A 22,103-nucleotide genomic window follows, 5' to 3' on the forward strand; every position below is an offset into this window, starting at 1 on the left:
AGAAAGGTATGTTTTCATTTGAGCAGCGACCAAAAATTTTATATTATCTAGAGCACTATAGCTTTGACGTATTAGTCATTGGTGGTGGTATAACAGGTGCAGGAATTGCATTAGATGCCGCATCAAGAGGCCTTTCTGTCGCATTAATTGATATGCAGGATTTTTCAGCTGGTACGTCGAGCCGTTCAACCAAATTGATTCACGGTGGTCTACGTTATTTAAAGCAATTTGATGTAGGAGTTGTAGCCGAGGTAGGGCGAGAGCGTGAAATTGTTTATGATAATGCTGTACATGTCACAACGCCTGAAAAAATGCTATTACCTTTATATAAAAAGGGTTCACTCGGTCCCTTCACAACATCTATGGCATTAAAGGTCTATGACCGCTTGGCGGGCGTCAAAAAACATGAACGTAGAACGATGTTAAATGCTCAGGAAACCCTGGCATTAGAGCCTTTACTCAATCAAGATGGCTTAGTCGGCGGTGGCTATTATGTAGAATACCGTACAGATGATGCCCGTCTAACAATTGAAGTATTAAAAAAGGCTGTAGAATATGGAGCGCTTTGCCTCAACTATGCTGAAATGACGGAATTTATTTATGAAAAGAAAAAGCTTGTTGGCATTAAAGTGAGGGATCATGTGACGGGGAAAATGCTCAATGTCCATGCCGCCCAAATTGTGAATGCAACGGGTCCTTGGGTTGATGACGTACGACAAAAAGATAAAGTAGCAGATAACAAGCAATTACGTCTAACAAAGGGCGTTCATATTGTCCTCAAACAAAAGGATTTCCCGCTAAAGCAAGCTGTTTATTTTGATATTGCTGATGGTCGTATGGCCTTTGCCATTCCACGAGATGGCAAAACCTATGTAGGGACTACGGATACTGTCTATGAAGGTAATCCTGTACATCCAGTGGCAACACAGCAAGATGTGGATTATCTAATTGAGGCTGCTAAAAAGGTCTTTCCAACTGCTACTATCACAAGAGACACAATTGAATCCTCTTGGGCAGGCGTCCGACCTCTGATTTATGAAAAAGGTAAGGATCCATCAGAAATTTCAAGGAAAGATGAAATTTGGACAGCGCCAAGTGGTTTAATGACGATTGCGGGTGGCAAGCTTACGGGCTATCGCCAAATGGCTGAAACGATAGTGGATAAAATTGTGAAGTCCCGTCGCTACAAGCATGCAAGTGCCTGTTTAACACGTGAGCTAGCACTTTCTGGTGCAAAGGGAATTAACGCTATTAATTTCCCTGACTATATTGCCTATAAAGCTCGTGAAGGCGTACAATATGGCTTAAATTATGATGAAGCCAAGCATCTCGTACAAAAGTATGGCACGAATGTAGATGCCTTATTTGATCGGGTGAAATTTTTACATGAACATGGTAGTACAATGCCTCTTGCCTTACATGCGATGCTACTGTATGGCATTGAAGCCGAAATGGTCTATACACCAAGCGACTTCTTTATCCGTCGGACTGGTTTATTATACTTCGATATTGAAGCAGTAAAACTTTATAAACAGCAAGTGATTCAGGTGATGCAACAACGCTTAAATTATACAGAGGAGCAAAAAAATAGATATATTGCTGAATTAGAACAAGCCATTAACGATGCAACAAATTTTGTGAAAGAAGGGGAGTAAGGGATGGAGCGTTATATTCAAATGTCGGATGAACAATTTGTCTTCACGCGAACATTGGAGCCTTCAACGCCATGTATTGGACATATTCACATTTTGCATGGCATGGCAGAGCACAGCGGTCGCTATTTAACATTTGCGAAAACACTCAACGCAGCAGGCTATGTTGTGACGATGCACGATCACCGTGGGCATGGTGAAACGGCAGCATATAATGGGACATTGGGCTTTTTTGCTGAAGAAAACGGCTTTGAGCGTGTTGTAAAAGATGCTCATGAAGTGATTACACAACTTCACGTACCATACGCTAATGTACCATTAATTCTCTTTGGCCATAGTATGGGTTCTTTCATTACTAGACGCTATATTCAATTATACGGAGAGCAAGTAGATAATGTTATTCTCTGTGGCACTGGAAATGTGACAGCCTTGCATGCTGTAGGAAATCTAGTAGCCAAGGCTTTAGCAAAGGGACTAGGAAAAGAAACTGAAAGTAAGCTGTTAAATCAATTGAGCTTTGGTAGCTTTAATAAGCAATTTCCTAATCCGAAGACTGCCTATGATTGGTTATGTTCAGTACAACAAGAGGTGGAAAAGTATATCGATGATCCCTATTGTGGCTTTATTCCAACGAATCAATTTTTCGTGGATTTGACAACTGGCTTTGCCACACTAAATCGTAAAAGAGAATTAGCAAAAGTAAGAAAAGACCTCCCTATTCTCTTGATTAGTGGCAGTAAAGATCCGGTTGGTGAACAGGGGCTAGGCGTTTACAAAGTTGCTGAACAGTTAGCAGCGGTGGGTGTAGAGGATGTAACGGTTTATTTATTCGAGGATAAACGACATGAAATTTTAAATGAAGACAATCAAGAAGCGGTCTTTCAAGTTTTATTACGGTGGTTAGAAAAATATGATAGAAACTAAATTGCAGCATGCAGAGGTCGTAGCAATAGTGGGACCGACTGCCTCAGGTAAAACGGCATTAAGCATTGAACTGGCAAAAAAATATAACGGTGAAGTCATTAATGGTGATTCCATGCAAGTTTATAAAGGGCTCGATATTGGGACAGCTAAAATTACCGAAGAAGAGATGCAGGGCGTTCCTCATCATTTACTTAGCTTTTTAGAGCCTACAGAATCTTTTTCGGTAGCAGATTATCAAAAATTAGTACGTGCGAAGATCGCGGAAATACAAGCTCGTCAAAAATTACCTATAATAGTAGGAGGCTCTGGCTTATATGTACAAGCTGTCCTCTATGATTTCCAATTTACTGATGAAAAAGTAGATGAAGAAGCACGAAAAGCCTACTATGAGGAATTAGCAAAGCTTGGCCCTGAGGCAATGCATGACAAACTAAAACAACTAGACCCTCAAACAGCGCAGACAATCCATCCAAACAATACACGTCGTGTTATTCGTGCATTAGAAATGCTGGAATTAAGCGGTGTATCAAAAGCAGCTGAAGCGCAAAATCGAGGGGAAGTACCCCTTTACGACCATGTTATTTTAGGTCTAGGTCAAAACATGTCCCGTGACGTGCTATATGACCGTATTAATCGTCGTGTTGATTTAATGGTGGAAAATGGTCTTCTGCAAGAGGTGAAGGGATTATGGCAGCAAAATATCCGTGGAGTACAGTCTATACAAGCCATCGGGTATAAAGAATTATATGATTATTTAGATGGCAAATGTACCCTAGAGGAAGCCCTTGATAGCTTAAAACAAAATTCCCGTCGCTATGCAAAAAGACAGCTTACTTATTTCCGTAATAAAATGGATGTCCATTTTATTACGCCGGATGATCGATTATAATAATAAAGAAAAATTTCTAAAAATTACTAATTGATAAATTGGTAGAACGTGCTACTATAGGAATGAAGAGGTAGAAAGTTAGTAGGGAGGCTATTTGATGAAATCAATCAATTTGCAAGATACGTTCTTGAACCAACTACGTAAAAACAGTGTTTTTGTAACTGTATTTCTGTTAAACGGATTTCAGTTAAAAGGGACTGTGAAATCATATGATAATTTTACAGTATTACTACTTGATGCTGAAAATAAGCAGCACCTAATCTACAAGCATGCCATTTCTACATTCGTACCAGCAAAACAAATAGAGTTTTTAGAGACAGAAGTATAATAAGTTTGTTAAACAGTTAGTGTTCTCACACTGGCTGTTTTTTTTGCTACAAGCTATAATGATAGTGGAATTTGATATTTTGGAGGACAAAGTTTATGAAAACAATGGAAACAACACAATTATTAGATCTGTTAGATGCAAATGAGGACCTATATATTATCGATGTACGTGAAGAGGATGAAGTAGCCCATGGCATGATCCCAGGTGCTCAACATATTGCACTCGGAACTATCCCTGAACGTTTAGAGGAATTAGATGTAGAAAAGCCATATATTATTGTATGTAAGGCTGGAGCTCGTTCTGCCAATGCATGTGCTTACTTAGAGGCACAAGGATTTGATGTAACAAACCTTGAAGGCGGCATGCTGGCTTATGATGGAGAATTAGAATTTAAATAGCTAGATTTTTAAGCCTTCGTGTTAGTATGCGAGGGCTTTTTTAGTATATCAAGTAACAATATTCTACCGTATTGCAAAAGCGTTGCAGTCGGAAAAGACAGGGAATAATCATACTAGTCATTATAAAATTCCATAAGAAAATACATAAGAATCACCAATTAGAAGATTGATGCAAAAAAGCAGCTATTTTTTGTTTTATTTAAAAAATAACTGCTTTTTAAATTTTTGCATTTTTAAAAATAATCAGAATTATGTATATTTTTGTTGTAGTTAAACAAAGGAGGAATTGATATGCAAAGTACAGGTAGAGTGAGAATCCCTGAGGGAAAAAAAGTTGCCGTAAACATTGGTGTAGATTTTGATGCAGCATCTGTATGGTATGGCACGTTTGGTCAAACATCTCCAGCCTATTTGGCAAGAGGGGAATTTGGAGCTGAGGTAGGTGTGCCAAGATTATTGAATTTATTTGAGAAATATAATATTAAAACAACATTTTGTATTCCAGGACATACGATAGATACACACACAGAGACGGTTAAAGACATTATTAAAGCTGAACATGAGATATGCCATCATGGCTATGCACATGAAAATCCAACCAATATGAGCTATGAGCAAGAGGAAGTTATTATGTTAAAGGGATTAGAGGCCTTAAAACGAGTCGGGGTTGAACCTGTAGGCTATCGTTCACCAGCGTGGGATTATAGCCCAAATACATTAAAGCTATTAGAAAAATATAATTTTAAATATGATAGTAGTTTAATGGGGAATGATTTATATCCATATCGTCCAAGAGAAGTAAATGTCGATTTTGACAATGGCAACACGTTTGGTCCTCCAAGTGATATTATTGAAATTCCTGTTTCATGGTATTTAGATGATTTTCCAACTCAAGAATATGTGATTGGCGGGGGAGAGGGTCTTCGTTCAAACACAGAAGTATATGAGCGTTGGCAATCTATTTTCGATTATGCAGTCAAGCATGTAGAGGGGGCATGTTATATTTTAACCGTTCATCCTCAAACAATAGGACGAGCACATAATATACAGATGCTAGAAAAGCTAATTCGATACATGGAAGAGAATGGAGCTTGGTTTACAACACTTGCAAATATTTGCTCGGCATACGAGGAAAGTGCAAATTAAATGATCAGACAAAAAGGAGGAAATAAATCCATGCAAGTAAAGGTTTCGAATGTTCAATTTAAATTTGAAAGCTATTTATCTTTTGAGGATTTTGCCAATACGGTCCAACGAATTTTTAAAGATATTCCTTTAGAAAGTGATTATGTTTTATTCCCTGAACTCGTAACAATTGGTCTATTAACAACTTATGACGATTATCACACATTTACAAGTCAAGATAATCGTAAGCTTGCTAATTTTTTAAATGAGTATATTGAGCTGTTTAACACATTATCTAAAGCTAGAAATCAAATTATTATTGCTGGCTCCACGCTTGAGCAGGAAGGATCATATATTTATAATACAGCTTATATTTTTGATGGAAAAGGGAATTATGCTAAGCATAGAAAAACGCATATTTTCCCAGCAGAATCGAGTTGGGATACAAAAGAAGGCGATACACTTGAAACATTTGATATTGGACCAGTAAGAATTGGGGTAGCTATTTGCTATGAAATTGAAATACCTGAAATAGCGACAATTTATAGTAGACAAGGAGCGGACATCATTTTCTGCCCTTCCTATACATTTACTAAGCATGGTTTTTGGCGTGTTCGTCATTGTGCTGAAGCAAGATGTGTTGAAAATCAGTTATACGTTATTCATTCCCCTATTATTGGGGAGGTGGATGGGGTTATAGAAACAGGATTTGGATATTCTTCGAATTTATCCCCTTGTGAGCTACCATGGACACCTAACGGGATAATGGAAGAATGTACGACAAGCGATTTTGAGGTTATTACTTCTATACTAGAAATAGATACGTTATATGACAAACGAAAAAATGGTGTTGCTACTACTTATCATGATAGAAAACGGAGAAATGATATATATCAAAAATATAATAAGTAAGAGGTGTTTTTATGAAGAAATGGTTAACAGTGTGTTTATTCGTAGTTATGATCATGTTGGTGGCATGTAGTAGTACGGATGATTCAGGCAGCTCAGAGGACAAGCAATCCTCTGACGATCAGAAAACAATTGCCTTTTTCTCAGCAGGAGCTAGTAATAATTATTTACAAACAGGCATTAAAGAGGCTGAAAAGGTGGCAAAGGAATACGGGTGGAAAATTGAAATATTTGATGGCGGCTTTGATCCACTTAACCAGCTTAACCAGCTCCAAAATGCTGTAGCACAAAAAAAATTTGACGCCTTTTTAATTGAAGCAGTGGATGGCAATCAGCTATGTGATCTGGTTCAAAGCTCAGTTCTCCCTGCGAATATTGCCGTTTCAGCTATCAATATTGAATTGTGCGGAGCTGTTGATGATGCTGCTGAGGGAACCCTTACGTTTGTCGGTGGACAAGGTGTAAATGTTTATCAAGATATTTATAAGGATATTGTTGCAAACAATCCAGGTGGTGGGAAAATTGCCATTATTGGTGGACCGTCTACTGGGACCCCTTATTTAAACAATATAAAAGGCATGGAGCTTGAGATAGCCGATAATGATAAGTGGCAAATCATTGGCCCATATTCAACTGATTACACTGCAAATCAAGCGTTCCAAGTAACACAAAACGCTTTGCAGGCTCATCCTGACTTGAAGGTTATTTTTTCAAACTATTCAGGTATGTCAGCAGGGGTTGTAGAGGCTGTGAATGCTGCTGGTAAAAAAGGAAAAGTGAAAATTTATGATTTTGGCGGGGACGAGTGGTCCTTTGAAGCAATTAGAAATGGTGATATTGAACAAACCGTTATTATGCTTCCAAAAGAAGAGGTACAAAGAGGAATGGAAGCGATTAAAAATCATTTTGAAGGAAAGGATTATCAATCCTTTTATGATTTAACACAAGAGGAAATCTTACCAGGCACACCTTATGTAAATAAAAATAATATCGGAGATTTTGAGACAAAAGGGTTACCAGAATATTAGATGTAAGCCATCGTGAAAATATAGGGCAAGTTCACAGATTCTATTTAATCACCTTGTGTGCTTGCTTTATCAGGAGGAGAGTGATTTTATGATAAAGGCGACACCCATTATCAATATCACTAATTTATCAAAAAAATATGGAGAATTTTTTGCTAATCAGAGTATTAACATCACAATATCAAAGGGTCATTGTCACGCTTTTATTGGGCAAAATGGCTCAGGTAAATCAACGCTTATTGGCATGCTTTCAGGTAGAATTAAGCCTACAGAAGGCAACATTTTTATTGAGCAAAATGAATTGCATTATGGTGATCCTTATAGTTCGAGAGAGGCTGGCATTGCCACAATTTTTCAGGAATTAACCATCATACCGAATATGACTGCCTTAGATAATGTATTTCTTGGCTTTAAGGAAGGCAAGTCGATTTTGGTTAATCGAAAAAAACGGTTAGAACGATTTTATGAATTGAGCAAGCTTTTAAATACCCATATTTCACCAAATTCTTATGCCATTGATTTATCTGTAGCTGATCAGCAAATTCTTGAAATTATGAGATGTTTAAATTTAGATTCCAAAATATTAATTTTGGATGAGCCTACTTCTTCTTTAGCACAGAATGAGAGAGAGGCTTTATTAGAGGCTTTAATGGAATTGAAAAAAAGAGGAATCACCATCCTTTACGTTAGCCATCATCTAGATGAAATTATGAAAATTTGTGATTCATTTACGGTATTAAAGAATGGTGTAGTTACAGAGCATAGGGACATAGAGGGTTGGACAAAGCAAAAAATTGTTCATGCTATGCTTGGTGAGGAAATTGACAGCGATTTTAAAGAAATCTTAATGAAGGAGTATCCTCATCAAATTCCTTCAGAGGAGATTGTATTAGAGGTTGAAAATTTGGAGAGCTTCCACTTTTTAAAAAATATCTCCTTTACATTAAAGCGGGGAGAAATTTTAGGATTGGGTGGGTTAGTGGGCTCAGGCAGAAGTGCAATTGCTCACACGCTCTATGGGCTAGGAGAAGGCTGTAGGGGAACGCTTAAATTACAAGGTGAGTCTCTTAAAATTCCTTCTACACCAAGACAAGCAATGGGATATGGAATTGTATTAGCTCCAGAGGATCGGAAAAAAACAGGTCTTCATCTAGGTTTTGAAGTACATGAAAACATTCATCTAATTGATTTAAAACGTATTGGTTCCTATGGTTTTTTATCTACTAAAAAATCTAAAAATCTTGCGCAACAATATATTCGAGAGTTTAAGTTAACACGACCAATTAACTCCATTGTTAAAAATTTATCGGGTGGAAATCAACAGAAGGTTTTACTGTCAAAGGTTACAAGTGTTAACCCAAAGGTTTTAATAGTTGATGAACCTACTAGAGGGATTGATGTTGGCGTTAAATTAGATGTATTACGTAAATTAAAGGAGTTAGCGATGCAAGGTATGAGTATCATTATTATTTCCTCAGAGCTAGAAGAGGTAGTTGCTGTTAGCAATCGTGTACTTGTTATATCTAAAGGGGAAATTGTTAATGAATTAACGGGGAAAGATATTAGTGTTAAAAAAATCGTTGAATCAACGTTTTTGGAAGGGAGTCACCAGACATGATGAACAAACTATCTGAAGAGCAGAATTTGACTTCTTATAGCAATAAAATTCTGAATTTTGGAAATATCAAGAATTTTGGATTTAGATATGGAGTAGTGTTCGCATTTGTAGTGCTAATTATTATTTCATCGATTGTTTACAATGGGTTTTTAAATCCTACAAATGTATTAAATATGCTAAGTCAATTAGCCATTATTGGCATCATGGCTGCTGGAATGACCTATGTTATGATCACTGGCGGCTTAGATATGTCCATCGGGGGATTATACGCTGCAACGGCTGTTGTAGCTGCAAGCTTAGTTGATAGCACGTCTATTTTTGTAGCTGTGATAGTCGGTCTATCCATTGGTCTCATTGCAGGCTTGTTAAACGGTGTGTTAATCACTTATTTGAAAGTTCCTCCCTTTGTAGCCACACTAGGAACAGGCTCTATTTTCACTGGCTTTGCATTAGTATACTCAAAGGCACAGCCATTTTTTGTAAAAGACCCAGCCTATAAGTTTTTTGGTTCGCATTATTTAGGACCAATCCCCGTTTCAGTCATTATTCTAGCTGCTATTTTTATTACGCTAGGGATAATTCTCTCTTACACGCTATATGGAAAGGCTCTCTATGCAGTAGGAGGAAACAGTGAGGCTAGTAGATTAGCAGGTTTAAAGACAAATCGCCTAATCATTAGCACCTATATCATCTGTGGTCTATGTGCCTCAATGAGCGGTATCATTTTATCTTCTCGACTTGCACAGGGGCAGGCAAATATAGGAGAATCAATTGTTTTGGATGTAATAGCTGCCGTCGTTATTGGAGGCACTTCCCTTTCAGGGGGGCAGGGTGCAATTTGGCGAACATTTATTGGTGGAAGTATTTTAATCATGATTTCAAATGTTTTTGATAGTCTTTCCATCAGTACGTATTGGCAATCAATTTTTAAAGGTGCCATTATTATTGTCGCTGTTATGATCGATTTTTATGGTCGTTCGAAGATTCAGAAATAGGGAGGATGAATAAAATGCGCTTACACAATAAGGTAGCAATCATTACAGGTGCAGGAAATGGACAAGGGTTAGCAGAGACTGAATTGTTTTTACAAGAGGGAGCGAAAGTAGTTGCCACAGATATAAACGGGGAGGCATTGGACCTTTTGATGAAGCGGTACACGAGAAATGATCATCTTTTTGTGCATAAGCATGATGTATCCTCTGAAGCAGAGTGGGATAGCGTTATCCAAAAGGCCATTCAATTGTTTGGACGTATAGATATTTTAGTAAATAATGCTGGCATTCCCTCAAGAAACTCAATTATACAGGAAGATTTAGAGGGCTGGAATAAGGTTATGACCATTAATGCGACAGGTACTTTTTTGGGTGTTAGAAAATGTGCTGAGCATATGATAAAGCAGCGAGCGGGAAGTATTATTAATATCTCTTCGGTCTATGGAATTATTGGCGAAAAGGGCTATGTGTCTTATCATGCCTCAAAGGGAGCTGTCAGAAGCTTAACAAAGGCAGCAGCAATGGATTTAGCAGAATATAATGTACGGGTAAATTCTGTGCATCCTGGCATGATTAAAACGGAAATGACACGAGATCTTTTTGAGAATAACGAAAAAGCGAAATGGATGAAAGAAGTAACGCCTTTGCCATTACTTGGAAATCCTATAGATGTAGCCTATGGTGTTTTATATTTAGCGACTGATGAAGCGAAGTTTGTAACAGGCAGTGAGCTAGTGATTGATGGTGGTTGGATTGCGAAATAAAAATTATTAATGGAGGTATTTATGACGAAGCGTATTCTCATTACAGGGGCTACTGCTGGCATTGGCAGAGCTACTCTCGATAAATTTTACCAGGAGGGTTTTCATATCCTTGCATGTGATATTAATGTAGCGGAAGGTAGCAAGCTAAGTGATATTTATGGTGCTCAGGTTGATTTTATAGAATTGGATGTTACAAATGAAAATAAATGGAAATCATTACAAAGATATATACATGACAAAGGCTATGAAATTGATGTATTGTTTAATAACGCTGGAATATTTGTCATGAATGATCTTACTACAACTACAGAAAAAGAGTATCAGTCTATGTTTGATATTAATGTTAAGGGTAGCTTTTTAGCATTAAAATATATTGCACCTATTATGTATAAACAGGAAAATGGCTCGATTATTAATGCATCGTCCAATGCAGCCTTTTTTGGAGCAAAAGGTTTAGGAATATACGGGGCTACTAAAGGTGCTATTCGAACACTTACAAAAAACGCAGCGATGGAATTTGCACCTTTTATTAGAGTAAACTCCATTCATCCAGGATATATCCAAACACAGATGATTGAATATGCAGCACAAAAATCAAATAAGACACCTCAGGATCAGGTAAAATATGTACCTTTAAAAAGATTAGGACGTCCAGAGGAAATTGCATCCTTAGTCTATTATCTAGGGAGCGAGGATGCTTCCTATATTACGGGTAGTGAAATTGTCATTGATGGTGGTGTTTCAAGCGGCCAGTCGATCTGGGAAGAGGAGCATTGCTAAGAAGCTTGAAAGGGTGAGAATGATGTATTTATCGTTAAAATATAAATATCTTATTCTTACCCTTGTTGTATTTATTTTACCGTATTTTATGATGACCATAATTTATATAAATAATGTTGGCGAATATCAAAAGAAACTTTTAATAGAAACAAGGCTAGAGGTATTAAAAAAAATTCATTATTTTAATTCGTCTTTTGAGAGTAATCAAGCAAGTACAAAAGTATATCATGAAGTGTTAAATTCTATTTGGGGTAGCTACTCTGATTTTCTTTTATTAACAGAGCAAAAAGATATAAAATTCAGCACAAATTCCCATATATCAGAGCATGAGGAGTATTTTCTTAAACTGGAGCCTCAGAAAACCAATTACTATAAAATTGATTATTTGAATGTAGAACGAATTCTAATGTATTCATTTGATTCCTTTAATAATTGTTACTATGTTGTCATTGCTACGTCTGACTCCATTTTTAAAGAGGTAAATAATAAAAAGGAGGATTTAATGGCTTTTGCAATTGCTTCTACCTTACTGCTAACCATCATCACCTTTTTATATTCCAATAAAATAAGCACAACGTTACAAATGCTTATTGAACGTATTACCTCTTATAGAAAAGCAATTTATCATTTTGAAGATAAAGAGAAAAAGCATGTTTGGATTAATGATGAGTTAGATATTGCCAGTCATGAATTAAACCAAACCATTGCTTATATGGTAGAAAAGGAAAAAGGCTATGTTCGAGAAAACTATGAAGCGCAATTGAATAATTTACAAAGCCAAATTAATCCTCATTTTCTTTACAATACCTTAGATAATATTAATCAATTAGCCATGATTCATGAGGTTGAGGAAATTTCTACATTGAGCGTTGGGCTTGCAAAGCTTTTTAGATATAATACGGGCAACAGTGAAAATGAAACAACCATTGAAAAAGAGCTAGAGATTATTGAAGAATATATTAATATTATGAAAATAAGAATCTCTTATTTACTATTTGACATTCAAATAGAAGAAAACAATTTATTACAAAATGCTATTTTAAAATTTACACTCCAACCAATTGTAGAAAATATTTTTAAGCATAGTTACAACCATAAAGAAGCTCTATCAATAAATATCAAAATTTATCGAAAAAAGAATTATGTAATAATTGAAACTTATAATAAGAGCGAATATAAGGATACTGCTAGAATAGCGATGCTAAATGATAAAATGAATGAAGAAAATCAAGAAGGCAGTATTGGTTTAAAAAATGTAAATAGGCGTTTAAAGATAAAATATGGAGAAGCATATGGTGTAATGGTGCTAGTCAATGAGCAACAATACTTTGTGTCGAGAATTTTGTTACCATATAAGAAATAATATCTTCTAACGGTGAGGTGAGCTCTATGAATCTTTTTATTGTAGAAGATGAAAACTTTATTAGAGAGGGTTTAAGCTTTTTTATTAACAGAAATTTTATAGAATCCTTACGTGTTTATTCTTATACAACGGGGGAGGATATGCTGCTGGCAGCTAAAGAAATTGCTCCAGATATTGTTTTATCGGATATTAATTTACCCGGGATAAGTGGAATAGAGGCTGTTCAGGAGCTAAAAAAGTTTCATCAATTTAAGGTGATTTTTCTATCTGGCTATGACGATTTTCAATATTTACAAAGTGCTATTCAAATTGGAGCTGAGGATTACATTTTAAAGCCAATTGATTATAAAAACCTAAAGCTAAAGCTATCACAAACGATGGAAGCATTGAGCATGAAAAAGCAAGTAGATTATGCAATTAAATATAATCAATTATTAAATTTACTATTGGCCTTTGATCAACAAATGACAGATTGTAGTATCTATTCATTTGAATACTTTATGGTTAGTATAAATCAAACAAAAAATATCGGAATTTCACATGCTCATGAGTTATTTTACTTTAATATTTTTGGGGAACATATTGAGATTATGAATACCGATTTTGTATTGTCATATAGTCAGCATAATCATATTGTTCTTCCAAAAAAAGACTTACATGATTTAAATCAAGCTGTGCTGGAGTTGCTTCTAAAGAGGCATCTAAATACTGATAGCACTGTGCTAAATAAAAGAAAATCCATTTTTGATAATCAAATCTTTACAGATGAATTAAAATTAAAAGAATTTATTGTGGTTTTACAAAATATAAATATTGATTTTCAGCAGAGGTTAGAAATCATGATTATGTTTTTATTACAATATAGTATCTATTTCAATTGCTTGGAAACATATCATCGCGCTCAAAAAATAATTGGTATCCAACATCAAATGATTAAAGAAGCCAATTTATCAAAAATAGTAAATAACTATATCATGCCACTCGTCGATAAAATACTTAACTTACATGGCAATAGGGATAATTTAGGTAAAAAAATAGTCGATTATATTTATACGCATTTTGATGATCCGCAACTAGATTTGAATTATTTATCAAACATCTTTAACAAAAGCCAAGCAAATTTAAGTATATTAATAAAAAAAAGCATTGATAAAAATTTTATCCACCTATTAAATGAACTTAGAATTAACAAAGCTAAGCAGCTATTAGATTATAGTGATAAAAGAAATAATGAAATTGCTTTATTAGTAGGTTATAGCAATGAAGAATATTTTAGTAAAGTATTTAAAAAATATGTTGGTATGACACCTGCTAAATATCGATCCATAAAAAAATAGAAAGAATGATGTACTGTAGATTCGTTCTTTATAGGCTAAACATGTAGAAAGTAGGAACCAGAAGAGAGTTGACAAATTGTGTGTGTTAAAAGAGCTTGTTAAAAAAATTCTGCAATTTTCTTTAACAATGTTATTTCTCAGACTTTAGTAACTAGTAAATTTTAAATCATGTATATCGATGTTAAATCTATTCTTTTACTTATGTTTGGCATTAGCCATCCCGGTATAGGCTCATCTTTTTTTGAGAATAGTCATTTGAAGGGGCAAAGTGTATTCATTTTAAACTATATTGACTCGCTAACAATATTGGTTTCTATTCAATAGTTATAGGAACTATGTGAAATAGCTCCAAATAAAAATACTTTACTTTAATTGTTTCGTATTGATAGCAAGAAAGCTTTGTAGTAAATTAAAAGAAATTACATAAAAGCAATAGGTGCCCATTAGGGAGAATAGGGAATAAAGTGAAAAGCTTTAGCGGACCCGCCACTGTATAAGGGAATTTCATAGTGTATGCCACTAGCAAATTGCTGGGAAGGTACTATGAGGTGTTGAACTTGAGCCAGGAGACCTACCTACATGCTTTAGAAGATATAGATGATGGAAAAGTCTGTAGTTTATTTGTCATGACAATAAACTACAGACTTTTTATTTTGTCTTAATGAGAACGAGAGGAGAAATAATCATGCAATTATTACAAGACACGATTCAAAACATTCAGGGGGCTGATATGAAAAGTATGGAGCAAGCTAGAAAGCGGATTGATGCGCTTTGTAAGCCCCCAGGTAGCTTGGGTAAACTAGAATCACTTGCCGTACAGCTCTCTGGTATAACAGGACAATTATATCCGATGGTCGACAAAAAAGTGATGATTGTCTGTGCTGCAGATCATGGTGTTTGCGAGGAAGGTGTAACCACGAATCCACAAGATGTTACGGTCTTTCAAACATTAAATTTTCCTAAGGGGGGTACAGGCGTTTGTGCGATTGCGGGGATTACCAATGCAAAGGTGGTCACAGTAGATGTGGGTGTAAAAGAAGATATTCCACTTGATGCAGGTGTCATTATTCATAAAATTAAATATGGTACAGATAACATGGTACATGGTCCAGCTATGGCCAAACAAGAAGCCATTCAATCGATAGAAGTAGGAATCCGTGTGGCCACTGAGGAAATCATAAAAGGTGCTGATGTACTTGGGACTGGAGAAATGGGCATCGGCAATACAACACCAAGTGCTGCGATATTAGCTGTTTTAACGGGATGCAACCCTATCGAAGTAACGGGGTTTGGTGCAGGAGTAGGCCAAGGAGGCATTGCCTATAAAGCAGCAGTTATTGAAAAAGCAATTACCTTAAATAAGCCTAATCCAAATGATGTTATTGATGTTCTGGCTAAGGTTGGAGGGTTAGAGATAGGGGCGATGACAGGTATTATTCTTGGCGCTGCTGCCCATCGTAAACCCGTTGTCATTGATGGATTTATTTCAACTATAGCGGCCCTCATTGCTTATAAGCTCGAACCAAAAGTAATCGATTATATCATTCCTTCCCATGCTTCAGAGGAACCAGGGGCAAAAATTGCCGCTGCCTTACTAGGCATTGAACCAATGTTGTACATGAATATGCGTTTAGGCGAAGGTTCTGGAGCAGCCTTAGCCTTTCCTATTTTAGATGCAGCTTGCTCGATGATGAAAAACATGGCGACTTTAGAAGAATCAATGCAGTTGTTAAAAAGATAAAAACAATAAAACAGCCAATGACTTAATTTTTGGTCATTGGCTGAATGGTGTTTATGCACGATTTAACTTTCGTAATGGCAAGCGCCACTTCATCATATAGGAAAGAATACGTAAAGCTGTAATCACTGCGAATAAAATATAAAGGAAAATGTCCCCTGTAAAAACCTCGAATCCGATTAGCAATCCTGCAAGAGCTGCCCAAACACCATAAACTTCATCACGGAGAACTAATGGTTTTCTTCTAGCTAATAAATCTCGTACAATACCCCCACCTGAACCTGTCAAAACAGCAGCTACAATGACTGCGCTTACTGGCATATCAAGCTTAACAGCATAGAGTGCGCCTTGAATAGCGAATGCTGATAAGCCAATCGCATCTGTGAAGTTACCCCAACGATGCCAATGTTGAATCAGATGATGCGGAAAAATAAAGAATATCGTAATCGCAGCAAGCGCTATTTGAAACATCATATCCTGTCCCCAAAGTGTTGTGACAGGTAGTCCAATGAGTAAATTTCGGATAGCTCCTCCACCAAAAGCAGTCACAATACCAAGTATATATACACCGAATAAATCGTATTCTTCTTCCATGGCAATAATTGCCCCAGAAATAGCAAAGGCAATTGTTCCTATAATACTAAAAACCTCCCAAGCCATCCCTTTCACCCCTTCTATCAATAAATAAACTTTATTAAAAGTTAAAAGACTTTTTACGTAACAGAATCTATGAATTTAATAGCCAAAATCGGTCATTAAATACGCATCTTGAAATGAGTCCGCACATTAGCTTAGCGTAAAATCCTCTTAGAAACAATAGGCAAGTTTTACAGGTGCACATACAAATTGATAAAATGTGATTAAAATAAAGAAAAACATTCGTCAAAAGCGTTCATATACCAGTAGTTGGTTAGGGAATTCTAGAGTGATTGAAGTCAATTTAGATAGTCAATAAATCTTACTGATTGAAATGCGAGACATTGTGAAATGGAGAAGAAAGAATGACGTTTACATCAAATTTATCAACAGAAACGCTATCGTTAGCGGCAAAAGTAGAGGAGCAAGTTCGGTCTTATCATGCCAATGTAGAAGAAATGGCGTTCTACAATCAGCAGAAGGTGCTAGCAGCTTTCAGAAAGCATCAAGTAAGTGATTATCATTTACACCCATCAAACGGCTATGGCTATGATGATGAGGGGCGCGATAATCTAGAGCGTGTTTATGCGGAGGTATTTGGTGCAGAGGCAGCCATAGTCCGACCACAAATTATTTCAGGCACACATGCAATCACGCTTAGTCTATTCGGTGTTTTGCGTCCTGGTGATGAGCTGCTTTATATTTCTGGTCAGCCATATGATACATTGCAATCCATTGTCGATGGTGGTGATAAAGATACAGGTTCACTGAAAGATTATAAAATCGGTTATCGACATGTGGATTTACTAGATAATCAGGTTATTGATTGGGCAGGTGTAGAAGAGGCCATTACAGCACAAACCAAAATGATTGCGATTCAGCGTTCAAAAGGCTATGCCACTCGTCCATCCTTTACAATTGAAGAAATTGCAGAAATGTGTGTAAAGGTACGTAAAATAGCTCCGAAAGCTATTATTTTTGTAGATAACTGCTATGGCGAGTTTGTAGAGGCGCAGGAACCTACAGAGGTCGGGGCTGACTTAATGGCAGGCTCGCTCATTAAAAATCCAGGTGGAGGCTTGGCTAAAATTGGTGGCTATATTGCTGGACGCGCAGATTTAGTGGAGAAATGTGCCTATCGTATGACATCTCCAGGTATTGGAGCAGAAGCGGGGGCCACATTAAATACACTAGGTGATTTTTATCAAGGATTTTTCCTTGCACCACATGTTGTATCGCAAGCACTAAAAGGGGCGATATTTACAGCTGCAATGCTTGAGGAAATCGGCATGAGCACTTCTCCAAGCTATCACGCGAAGCGTACAGATTTAATTCAATCAGTATCGTTCCAAACAGCACAGCAAATGATTGACTTTTGTCGTGAAATACAAGCGAACTCACCGATAAATGCCCATTATGCTCCTGAACCAGCCTATATGCCAGGCTATGAAGATGATGTCATTATGGCAGCTGGAACATTTATTCAGGGGTCCAGCATTGAGCTAACAGCGGATGGCCCAATACGACCGCCATATACAGCATTTATCCAGGGCGGACTAACATATGAACACGTAAAATTTGCTATTTGCAGTGCGGTTCAAGCCATTCAAAAAGCATAACAAGATAATAGATAAAGCCTAAATATGAATAGTTTTTTACAATTTTTAATCGAATTGAAAAAAATAGTGCCAACCATGTTAGATAACCTTACATGGTTGGTTGACAGTAAAAAAATTTCGTTATATGATAAGCGGGTATTGGAGGAGGACTTAAATGAGTCGTGAAATTAGACGAACTATGCCGTTATTATCGATGAGTATCGTGATGCAATTAACAGAGCTTTCGGCAAGACAAATTCGTTATTATGAAGAACACCATTTAATTGAGCCGCACCGAACAGAAGGCAATCGACGTATGTTTTCACTAAATGACGTCGACACATTGCTTGAGGTTAAAGATTACTTAGAACAGGGTATGAATATGGCGAAGATTAAAAAAATATTTGCTAAAAAGAAAAATCCTGTTGCAACAACTGATGAGCAAGATTTAAGTGATTCAGAATTACGCCAAATTATGCGCGAAGAAATGCGTCAAGCACAGCGCATGCAAAAATCGTCCATCCGAAGAGGGGATTTATCTCGATTCTATTAATAAATAGGGTAGGGTAAACATAAAAGCTAGACAAATTATAGGAGTGTGGAAAACTGTGGGTAAATACACAAAAGAGGACATTAAACGTCTCATCGAAGAAAAAAACGTAAGCTTTATTCGTTTACAATTTACAGATATTCTTGGCACTATCAAAAATGTTGAGATTCCTGTAAGTCAATTAGACAAAGCACTGGAAAATAAAATGATGTTTGATGGCTCATCTATTGAAGGTTTCGTTCGAATCGAAGAATCTGATATGTATTTATATCCTGATCTTGATACTTTCGTAGTATTCCCTTGGACTTCTGAAAAAGGGAAAGTAGCACGTTTTATCTGTGATGTTTACACTGCGAAAGGCGAACCGTTTGCTGGTGACCCACGTAACAACCTAAAACGTATTCTTAAAAAAATGGAAGAAATGGGCTTCTCAAGCTTCAATTTAGGGCCTGAGCCAGAATTCTTCTTATTCAAATTAGATGCAAAAGGCGAACCAACATTAGAAGTAAATGACCATGGTGGTTATTTCGATTTAGCGCCAACAGATCTTGGTGAAAATTGCCGTCGTGATATTGTGTTAGAGCTAGAAGAAATGGGCTTTGAAATTGAAGCATCACACCATGAGGTAGCTCCAGGACAACACGAAATCGACTTTAAATATGCGGATGCTGTTACTGCATGTGATAACATCCAAACATTCAAATTAGTGGTTAAAACAATCGCTCGTAAACATGGCTTACACGCTACATTTATGCCAAAACCACTATTTGGTGAAGCAGGCTCTGGTATGCACTTTAACGTGTCACTATTTAAAGGCAAAGAAAATGCGTTCTATGATGAATCTACAGAATTAGGTCTTTCTGAAACAGCTATGCAATTCATGGCGGGTGTTCTTGCACACGTACAAGGTTTCACAGCTGTAACAAACCCAACAGTTAACTCTTATAAACGTCTAGTACCAGGTTATGAAGCACCATGTTATGTAGCATGGTCTGCACAAAACCGTTCACCATTAATTCGTATTCCATCTGCACGTGGCCTTTCAACTCGTGTTGAAGTACGCTCTGTAGACCCTTCTGCAAACCCATATTTAGCGATGGCTGTTATTTTAGAAGCAGGTCTTGAAGGTATTCGTCAAAGCCTAACACCACCTGCTGCTATTAACCGCAACATCTATGTGATGTCGGAAGAAGAGCGTCAAGCAAATGGTATTGAAAACCTACCTGCAGCACTTGATGATGCACTAACATTACTTGCTAAAGATCAAGTAGCACAGGAAGCATTAGGTGAGCATATTTATGCAAACTTTAAAGAAGCAAAAGAAATCGAGTTCGATATGTACCGTACAACTGTTCATCAATGGGAACGCGATCAATATTTAAAAATGTATTAATCATAAAGATACCGAGTGCCTGATAAAGGGTACTCGGTTTTTTTCTGAACATATTAGGAACGATGGGGTCATATGACAACCCCATCGTTATTTTAGTATTAGCGCATATGTTTATGATGGTGTGGCATATGGCAAGGGTTAGGTGGCATACCGCACATTGTATGTGTTTCACAGCATTCATTCACGACAGATTCTGTGCATGGGAAATAATACTGATGATCAATCATATGTTTGTTCACTGTTGTAACATGTGCAGGTTGTACGTGTGGAACAACTGTATGGATATAATTTGTGCGTACATATTGCTCTGGTGGTAAAAATTGTGGTGGATCATATTGCATTGGCATCATTTGTGGCGGACAGCAGTGTGGACCTTTTGCCGGATGGCGTCTTCGTTGAAACATGTTATTACCTCCTGTTTTGATAAGTTGTAGTTCATTATTAAGATATGAGATATACGTCGATAGGGTCTATTTATTTGCCTATTAATGCATAGGTAAATCTAACAAGTAACTAAAATAGTAGAAAATCTATAATCAATTTGCCTACGTCTTTGAGTGAAATGAAAGCATGACATATTGTTGAAAATGATGATGTCAACGGCAGGAAAAGCAATTTCGCAGGGCGAGGCGTTTTCCGTTCCATCATCGTCCTTTCCAAAGGGCAAAATGATCCTCCCCTGATCATGCTGCAAAACTTCTTTCATGTCTAACAGTAGTGAACAAAATAGCACATATTTTCAAAGTGAAGATAATGAGTCTAACAACCAGCCAAATGCGTGGTTTTCTACACGATGAATAGGTTTTTCAAATAACGTTCTTCCTAGCGTCATAATGTAAATAAATTTTTATTAAAAAAGTATGTTTTTTGAAAAAATAGATATTGTCAATAAAACAATCGTACAGTATACTCTTTAATTGATAATGATTATCGTTGTCGATTATTTCTTAGGAGGAAATGTATGCCAAAATTATCACTGCAAAAAAAGAACTTTTTTGTACTTTTCACACTACTATTAACCTTCGCGTTATTATTAGTTGGGTGTGGGGAGAAAACATCGAACTCCAGTAGTTCACAAGAGAACGACAAAGCAGAAGAAAGCAACACTGAATCAGAATCTTCTAGTCGTGAGATTACACATGCAATGGGTACTACAACGATTGAAGGCACACCTACAAAAATCGTTACACTATATCAAGGCGCAACAGATGTTGCAGTTGCTATGGGCATTAAACCAGTTGGGGTAGTAGAATCTTGGGCAGAAGCGCCTGTTTATAATTATATGAAGAATGAGCTTGATGGCGTTGTAATTGTAGGACAAGAAACACAACCAAACCTTGAAGAAATTGCAAAGCTTAAACCAGATTTAATTATTGCTTCTAAAGTACGTCATGAAGAAATTTATGATCAGTTATCGCAGATTGCACCAACAGTTGCTCATGAAACGGTTTTCGATTTCAAAGGAACAGCTGAAATGATGGGTCAAGCAATGAATCAAGAAGATAAGGTGAATGAATTACTTGGCGATTGGGATACACGAGTAGCTGATTTCCAAACAAAAATCAAAGAGAAGCTTGGCGATAAATGGCCATTCCATGTTTCTGTTGTCAACTTCAGAGCAGACCATGCTCGTATTTATGTGACAGGTTATGCGGGTTCTATTTTATCTGAGCTTGGATTCCAAGGTCCTAAAAATTTAACAGATGATTCTTTAGAAATTGTGAAGCTAACTGACAAGGAAAGCATCACACAAATGAATGCTGATGTTATTTATATGTTTATGGAAAATGATGAGACAGTGAAAAAAACTTATGAAGATTGGACAAACCATCCACTTTGGAAAGAGCTTGACGCAGTGAAAGCGAATCAAGTTTATCAGGTAGATGAAATTAATTGGAATCTAGCAGGTGGTATTACTAGTGCTAATTTAATGCTAGATGATATTTATGACAAGTTTGAATTAGAAAAATAGTGAATGAAGGATGGGCTGTTAAAAGTGTTAGAGAATATTTGAATAACAGCCCTCTCTTTGTAGTGTTTGAGCATAATTGAAACCTACATAAGCTAAATTGTGGATCAAGAAA

The 22,103-nt window shown here is 36.6% G+C and carries 21 protein-coding genes and 1 riboswitch; of the genes, 19 read left to right on the plus strand and 2 right to left on the minus strand.

All coding sequences use genetic code 11. The annotated features are described in order from the left end of the window. Positions 1-8 precede the first annotated feature (8 nt). The 15 genes from MKY76_RS05910 (at position 9) to cobT (ending at position 15,845) form a co-directional block, all read left to right on the plus strand. Positions 9-1,655 (plus strand): glycerol-3-phosphate dehydrogenase/oxidase, encoded by a 1,647-nt coding sequence (locus tag MKY76_RS05910; protein WP_112117525.1) that lies wholly within the window; start codon positions 9-11, stop codon positions 1,653-1,655. 3 nt (positions 1,656-1,658) lie between these two features. Next, positions 1,659-2,576 (plus strand): alpha/beta fold hydrolase, encoded by a 918-nt coding sequence (locus tag MKY76_RS05915; protein ID WP_016991959.1) that lies wholly within the window; start codon positions 1,659-1,661, stop codon positions 2,574-2,576. Further along, the gene (gene miaA / locus MKY76_RS05920) at positions 2,563-3,465 is read left to right on the plus strand and encodes a tRNA (adenosine(37)-N6)-dimethylallyltransferase MiaA (RefSeq protein ID WP_342557512.1); all 903 of its coding nucleotides are present in this window, start codon (positions 2,563-2,565) and stop codon (positions 3,463-3,465) included. Before MKY76_RS05915 ends, miaA begins: the two co-directional genes overlap by 14 nt. A gap of 97 nt (positions 3,466-3,562) precedes the next feature. Further along, positions 3,563-3,793: an RNA chaperone Hfq gene (gene hfq / locus MKY76_RS05925; RefSeq protein WP_004225825.1), complete on the plus strand. Its 231-nt coding sequence runs from the start codon at positions 3,563-3,565 to the stop codon at positions 3,791-3,793. A gap of 95 nt (positions 3,794-3,888) precedes the next feature. Next, positions 3,889-4,191 carry a rhodanese-like domain-containing protein gene (locus MKY76_RS05930; protein WP_009371183.1) on the plus strand — a complete coding sequence of 101 codons (303 nt, stop codon included), beginning with the start codon at positions 3,889-3,891 and terminating at the stop codon, positions 4,189-4,191. 291 nt (positions 4,192-4,482) lie between these two features. Next, positions 4,483-5,337: a polysaccharide deacetylase gene (locus MKY76_RS05935; protein WP_342557513.1), complete on the plus strand. Its 855-nt coding sequence runs from the start codon at positions 4,483-4,485 to the stop codon at positions 5,335-5,337. 30 nt (positions 5,338-5,367) lie between these two features. Then, complete coding sequence (locus MKY76_RS05940; protein ID WP_257961774.1) at positions 5,368-6,228, plus strand: nitrilase-related carbon-nitrogen hydrolase; 861 nt, start codon at positions 5,368-5,370, stop codon at positions 6,226-6,228. An 11-nt stretch (positions 6,229-6,239) separates the two neighbouring features. Further along, positions 6,240-7,253: a sugar ABC transporter substrate-binding protein gene (locus MKY76_RS05945; RefSeq protein WP_112117529.1), complete on the plus strand. Its 1,014-nt coding sequence runs from the start codon at positions 6,240-6,242 to the stop codon at positions 7,251-7,253. Between the two features lie 88 nt (positions 7,254-7,341). After that, positions 7,342-8,868 carry a sugar ABC transporter ATP-binding protein gene (locus tag MKY76_RS05950; RefSeq protein ID WP_342557514.1) on the plus strand — a complete coding sequence of 509 codons (1,527 nt, stop codon included), beginning with the start codon at positions 7,342-7,344 and terminating at the stop codon, positions 8,866-8,868. Next, positions 8,865-9,863 (plus strand): ABC transporter permease, encoded by a 999-nt coding sequence (locus MKY76_RS05955; RefSeq protein ID WP_257961772.1) that lies wholly within the window; start codon positions 8,865-8,867, stop codon positions 9,861-9,863. Before MKY76_RS05950 ends, MKY76_RS05955 begins: the two co-directional genes overlap by 4 nt. Before the next feature lie 14 nt (positions 9,864-9,877). Next, positions 9,878-10,624 (plus strand): glucose 1-dehydrogenase, encoded by a 747-nt coding sequence (locus MKY76_RS05960; protein WP_257961771.1) that lies wholly within the window; start codon positions 9,878-9,880, stop codon positions 10,622-10,624. Between the two features lie 21 nt (positions 10,625-10,645). Beyond that, the gene (locus tag MKY76_RS05965; RefSeq protein WP_181574654.1) at positions 10,646-11,404 is read left to right on the plus strand and encodes an SDR family oxidoreductase; all 759 of its coding nucleotides are present in this window, start codon (positions 10,646-10,648) and stop codon (positions 11,402-11,404) included. Then, positions 11,355-12,767 carry a histidine kinase gene (locus MKY76_RS05970; protein ID WP_342557887.1) on the plus strand — a complete coding sequence of 471 codons (1,413 nt, stop codon included), beginning with the start codon at positions 11,355-11,357 and terminating at the stop codon, positions 12,765-12,767. The genes MKY76_RS05965 and MKY76_RS05970 overlap by 50 nt, the downstream gene beginning before the upstream one ends. Before the next feature lie 26 nt (positions 12,768-12,793). Next, positions 12,794-14,104 carry a response regulator gene (locus tag MKY76_RS05975; RefSeq protein WP_112117535.1) on the plus strand — a complete coding sequence of 437 codons (1,311 nt, stop codon included), beginning with the start codon at positions 12,794-12,796 and terminating at the stop codon, positions 14,102-14,104. Between the two features lie 417 nt (positions 14,105-14,521). Next, positions 14,522-14,698: riboswitch (cobalamin riboswitch) on the plus strand. 91 nt (positions 14,699-14,789) lie between these two features. Next, on the plus strand, positions 14,790-15,845 hold the full coding sequence (cobT, locus tag MKY76_RS05980; protein ID WP_342557515.1) for a nicotinate-nucleotide--dimethylbenzimidazole phosphoribosyltransferase: 1,056 nt from the start codon (positions 14,790-14,792) through the stop codon (positions 15,843-15,845). Between the two features lie 51 nt (positions 15,846-15,896). Here cobT and MKY76_RS05985 read toward each other — a convergent pair whose 3' ends face one another. After that, positions 15,897-16,502, minus strand: coding sequence for a trimeric intracellular cation channel family protein (locus MKY76_RS05985; protein WP_004225816.1), 606 nt, complete (start codon positions 16,500-16,502; stop codon positions 15,897-15,899). Between the two features lie 341 nt (positions 16,503-16,843). Here MKY76_RS05985 and MKY76_RS05990 point away from each other — a divergent pair, with 341 nt between their 5' ends. The 3 genes from MKY76_RS05990 (at position 16,844) to glnA (ending at position 20,019) form a co-directional block, all read left to right on the plus strand. After that, entirely contained in the window at positions 16,844-18,097 is a 1,254-nt protein-coding gene (locus MKY76_RS05990; protein ID WP_257961767.1) for a methionine gamma-lyase family protein, read from the plus strand. Positions 18,098-18,251: 154 nt separating this feature from the next. Further along, entirely contained in the window at positions 18,252-18,629 is a 378-nt protein-coding gene (locus MKY76_RS05995) for a MerR family transcriptional regulator (RefSeq protein WP_004225812.1), read from the plus strand. Between the two features lie 55 nt (positions 18,630-18,684). After that, positions 18,685-20,019 carry a type I glutamate--ammonia ligase gene (gene glnA, locus MKY76_RS06000; protein ID WP_004225810.1) on the plus strand — a complete coding sequence of 445 codons (1,335 nt, stop codon included), beginning with the start codon at positions 18,685-18,687 and terminating at the stop codon, positions 20,017-20,019. Positions 20,020-20,117: 98 nt separating this feature from the next. Here the strand turns inward: glnA and MKY76_RS06005 are convergent, their stop codons facing one another. Further along, a complete protein-coding gene (locus tag MKY76_RS06005; protein WP_016991980.1) occupies positions 20,118-20,423 on the minus strand; it encodes a CotD family spore coat protein in 306 nt (101 codons plus the stop codon). Between the two features lie 557 nt (positions 20,424-20,980). Between MKY76_RS06005 and MKY76_RS06010 the strand changes: the two genes are divergently transcribed. Further along, a complete protein-coding gene (locus MKY76_RS06010) occupies positions 20,981-21,991 on the plus strand; it encodes an iron-siderophore ABC transporter substrate-binding protein (RefSeq protein ID WP_342557516.1) in 1,011 nt (336 codons plus the stop codon). The last annotated feature ends 112 nt before the right edge of the window (positions 21,992-22,103 follow it).

The sequence above is a fragment of the Lysinibacillus sp. FSL P4-0201 genome (genome assembly GCF_038593425.1).
Lineage (GTDB): Bacteria > Bacillota > Bacilli > Bacillales_A > Planococcaceae > Lysinibacillus > Lysinibacillus capsici.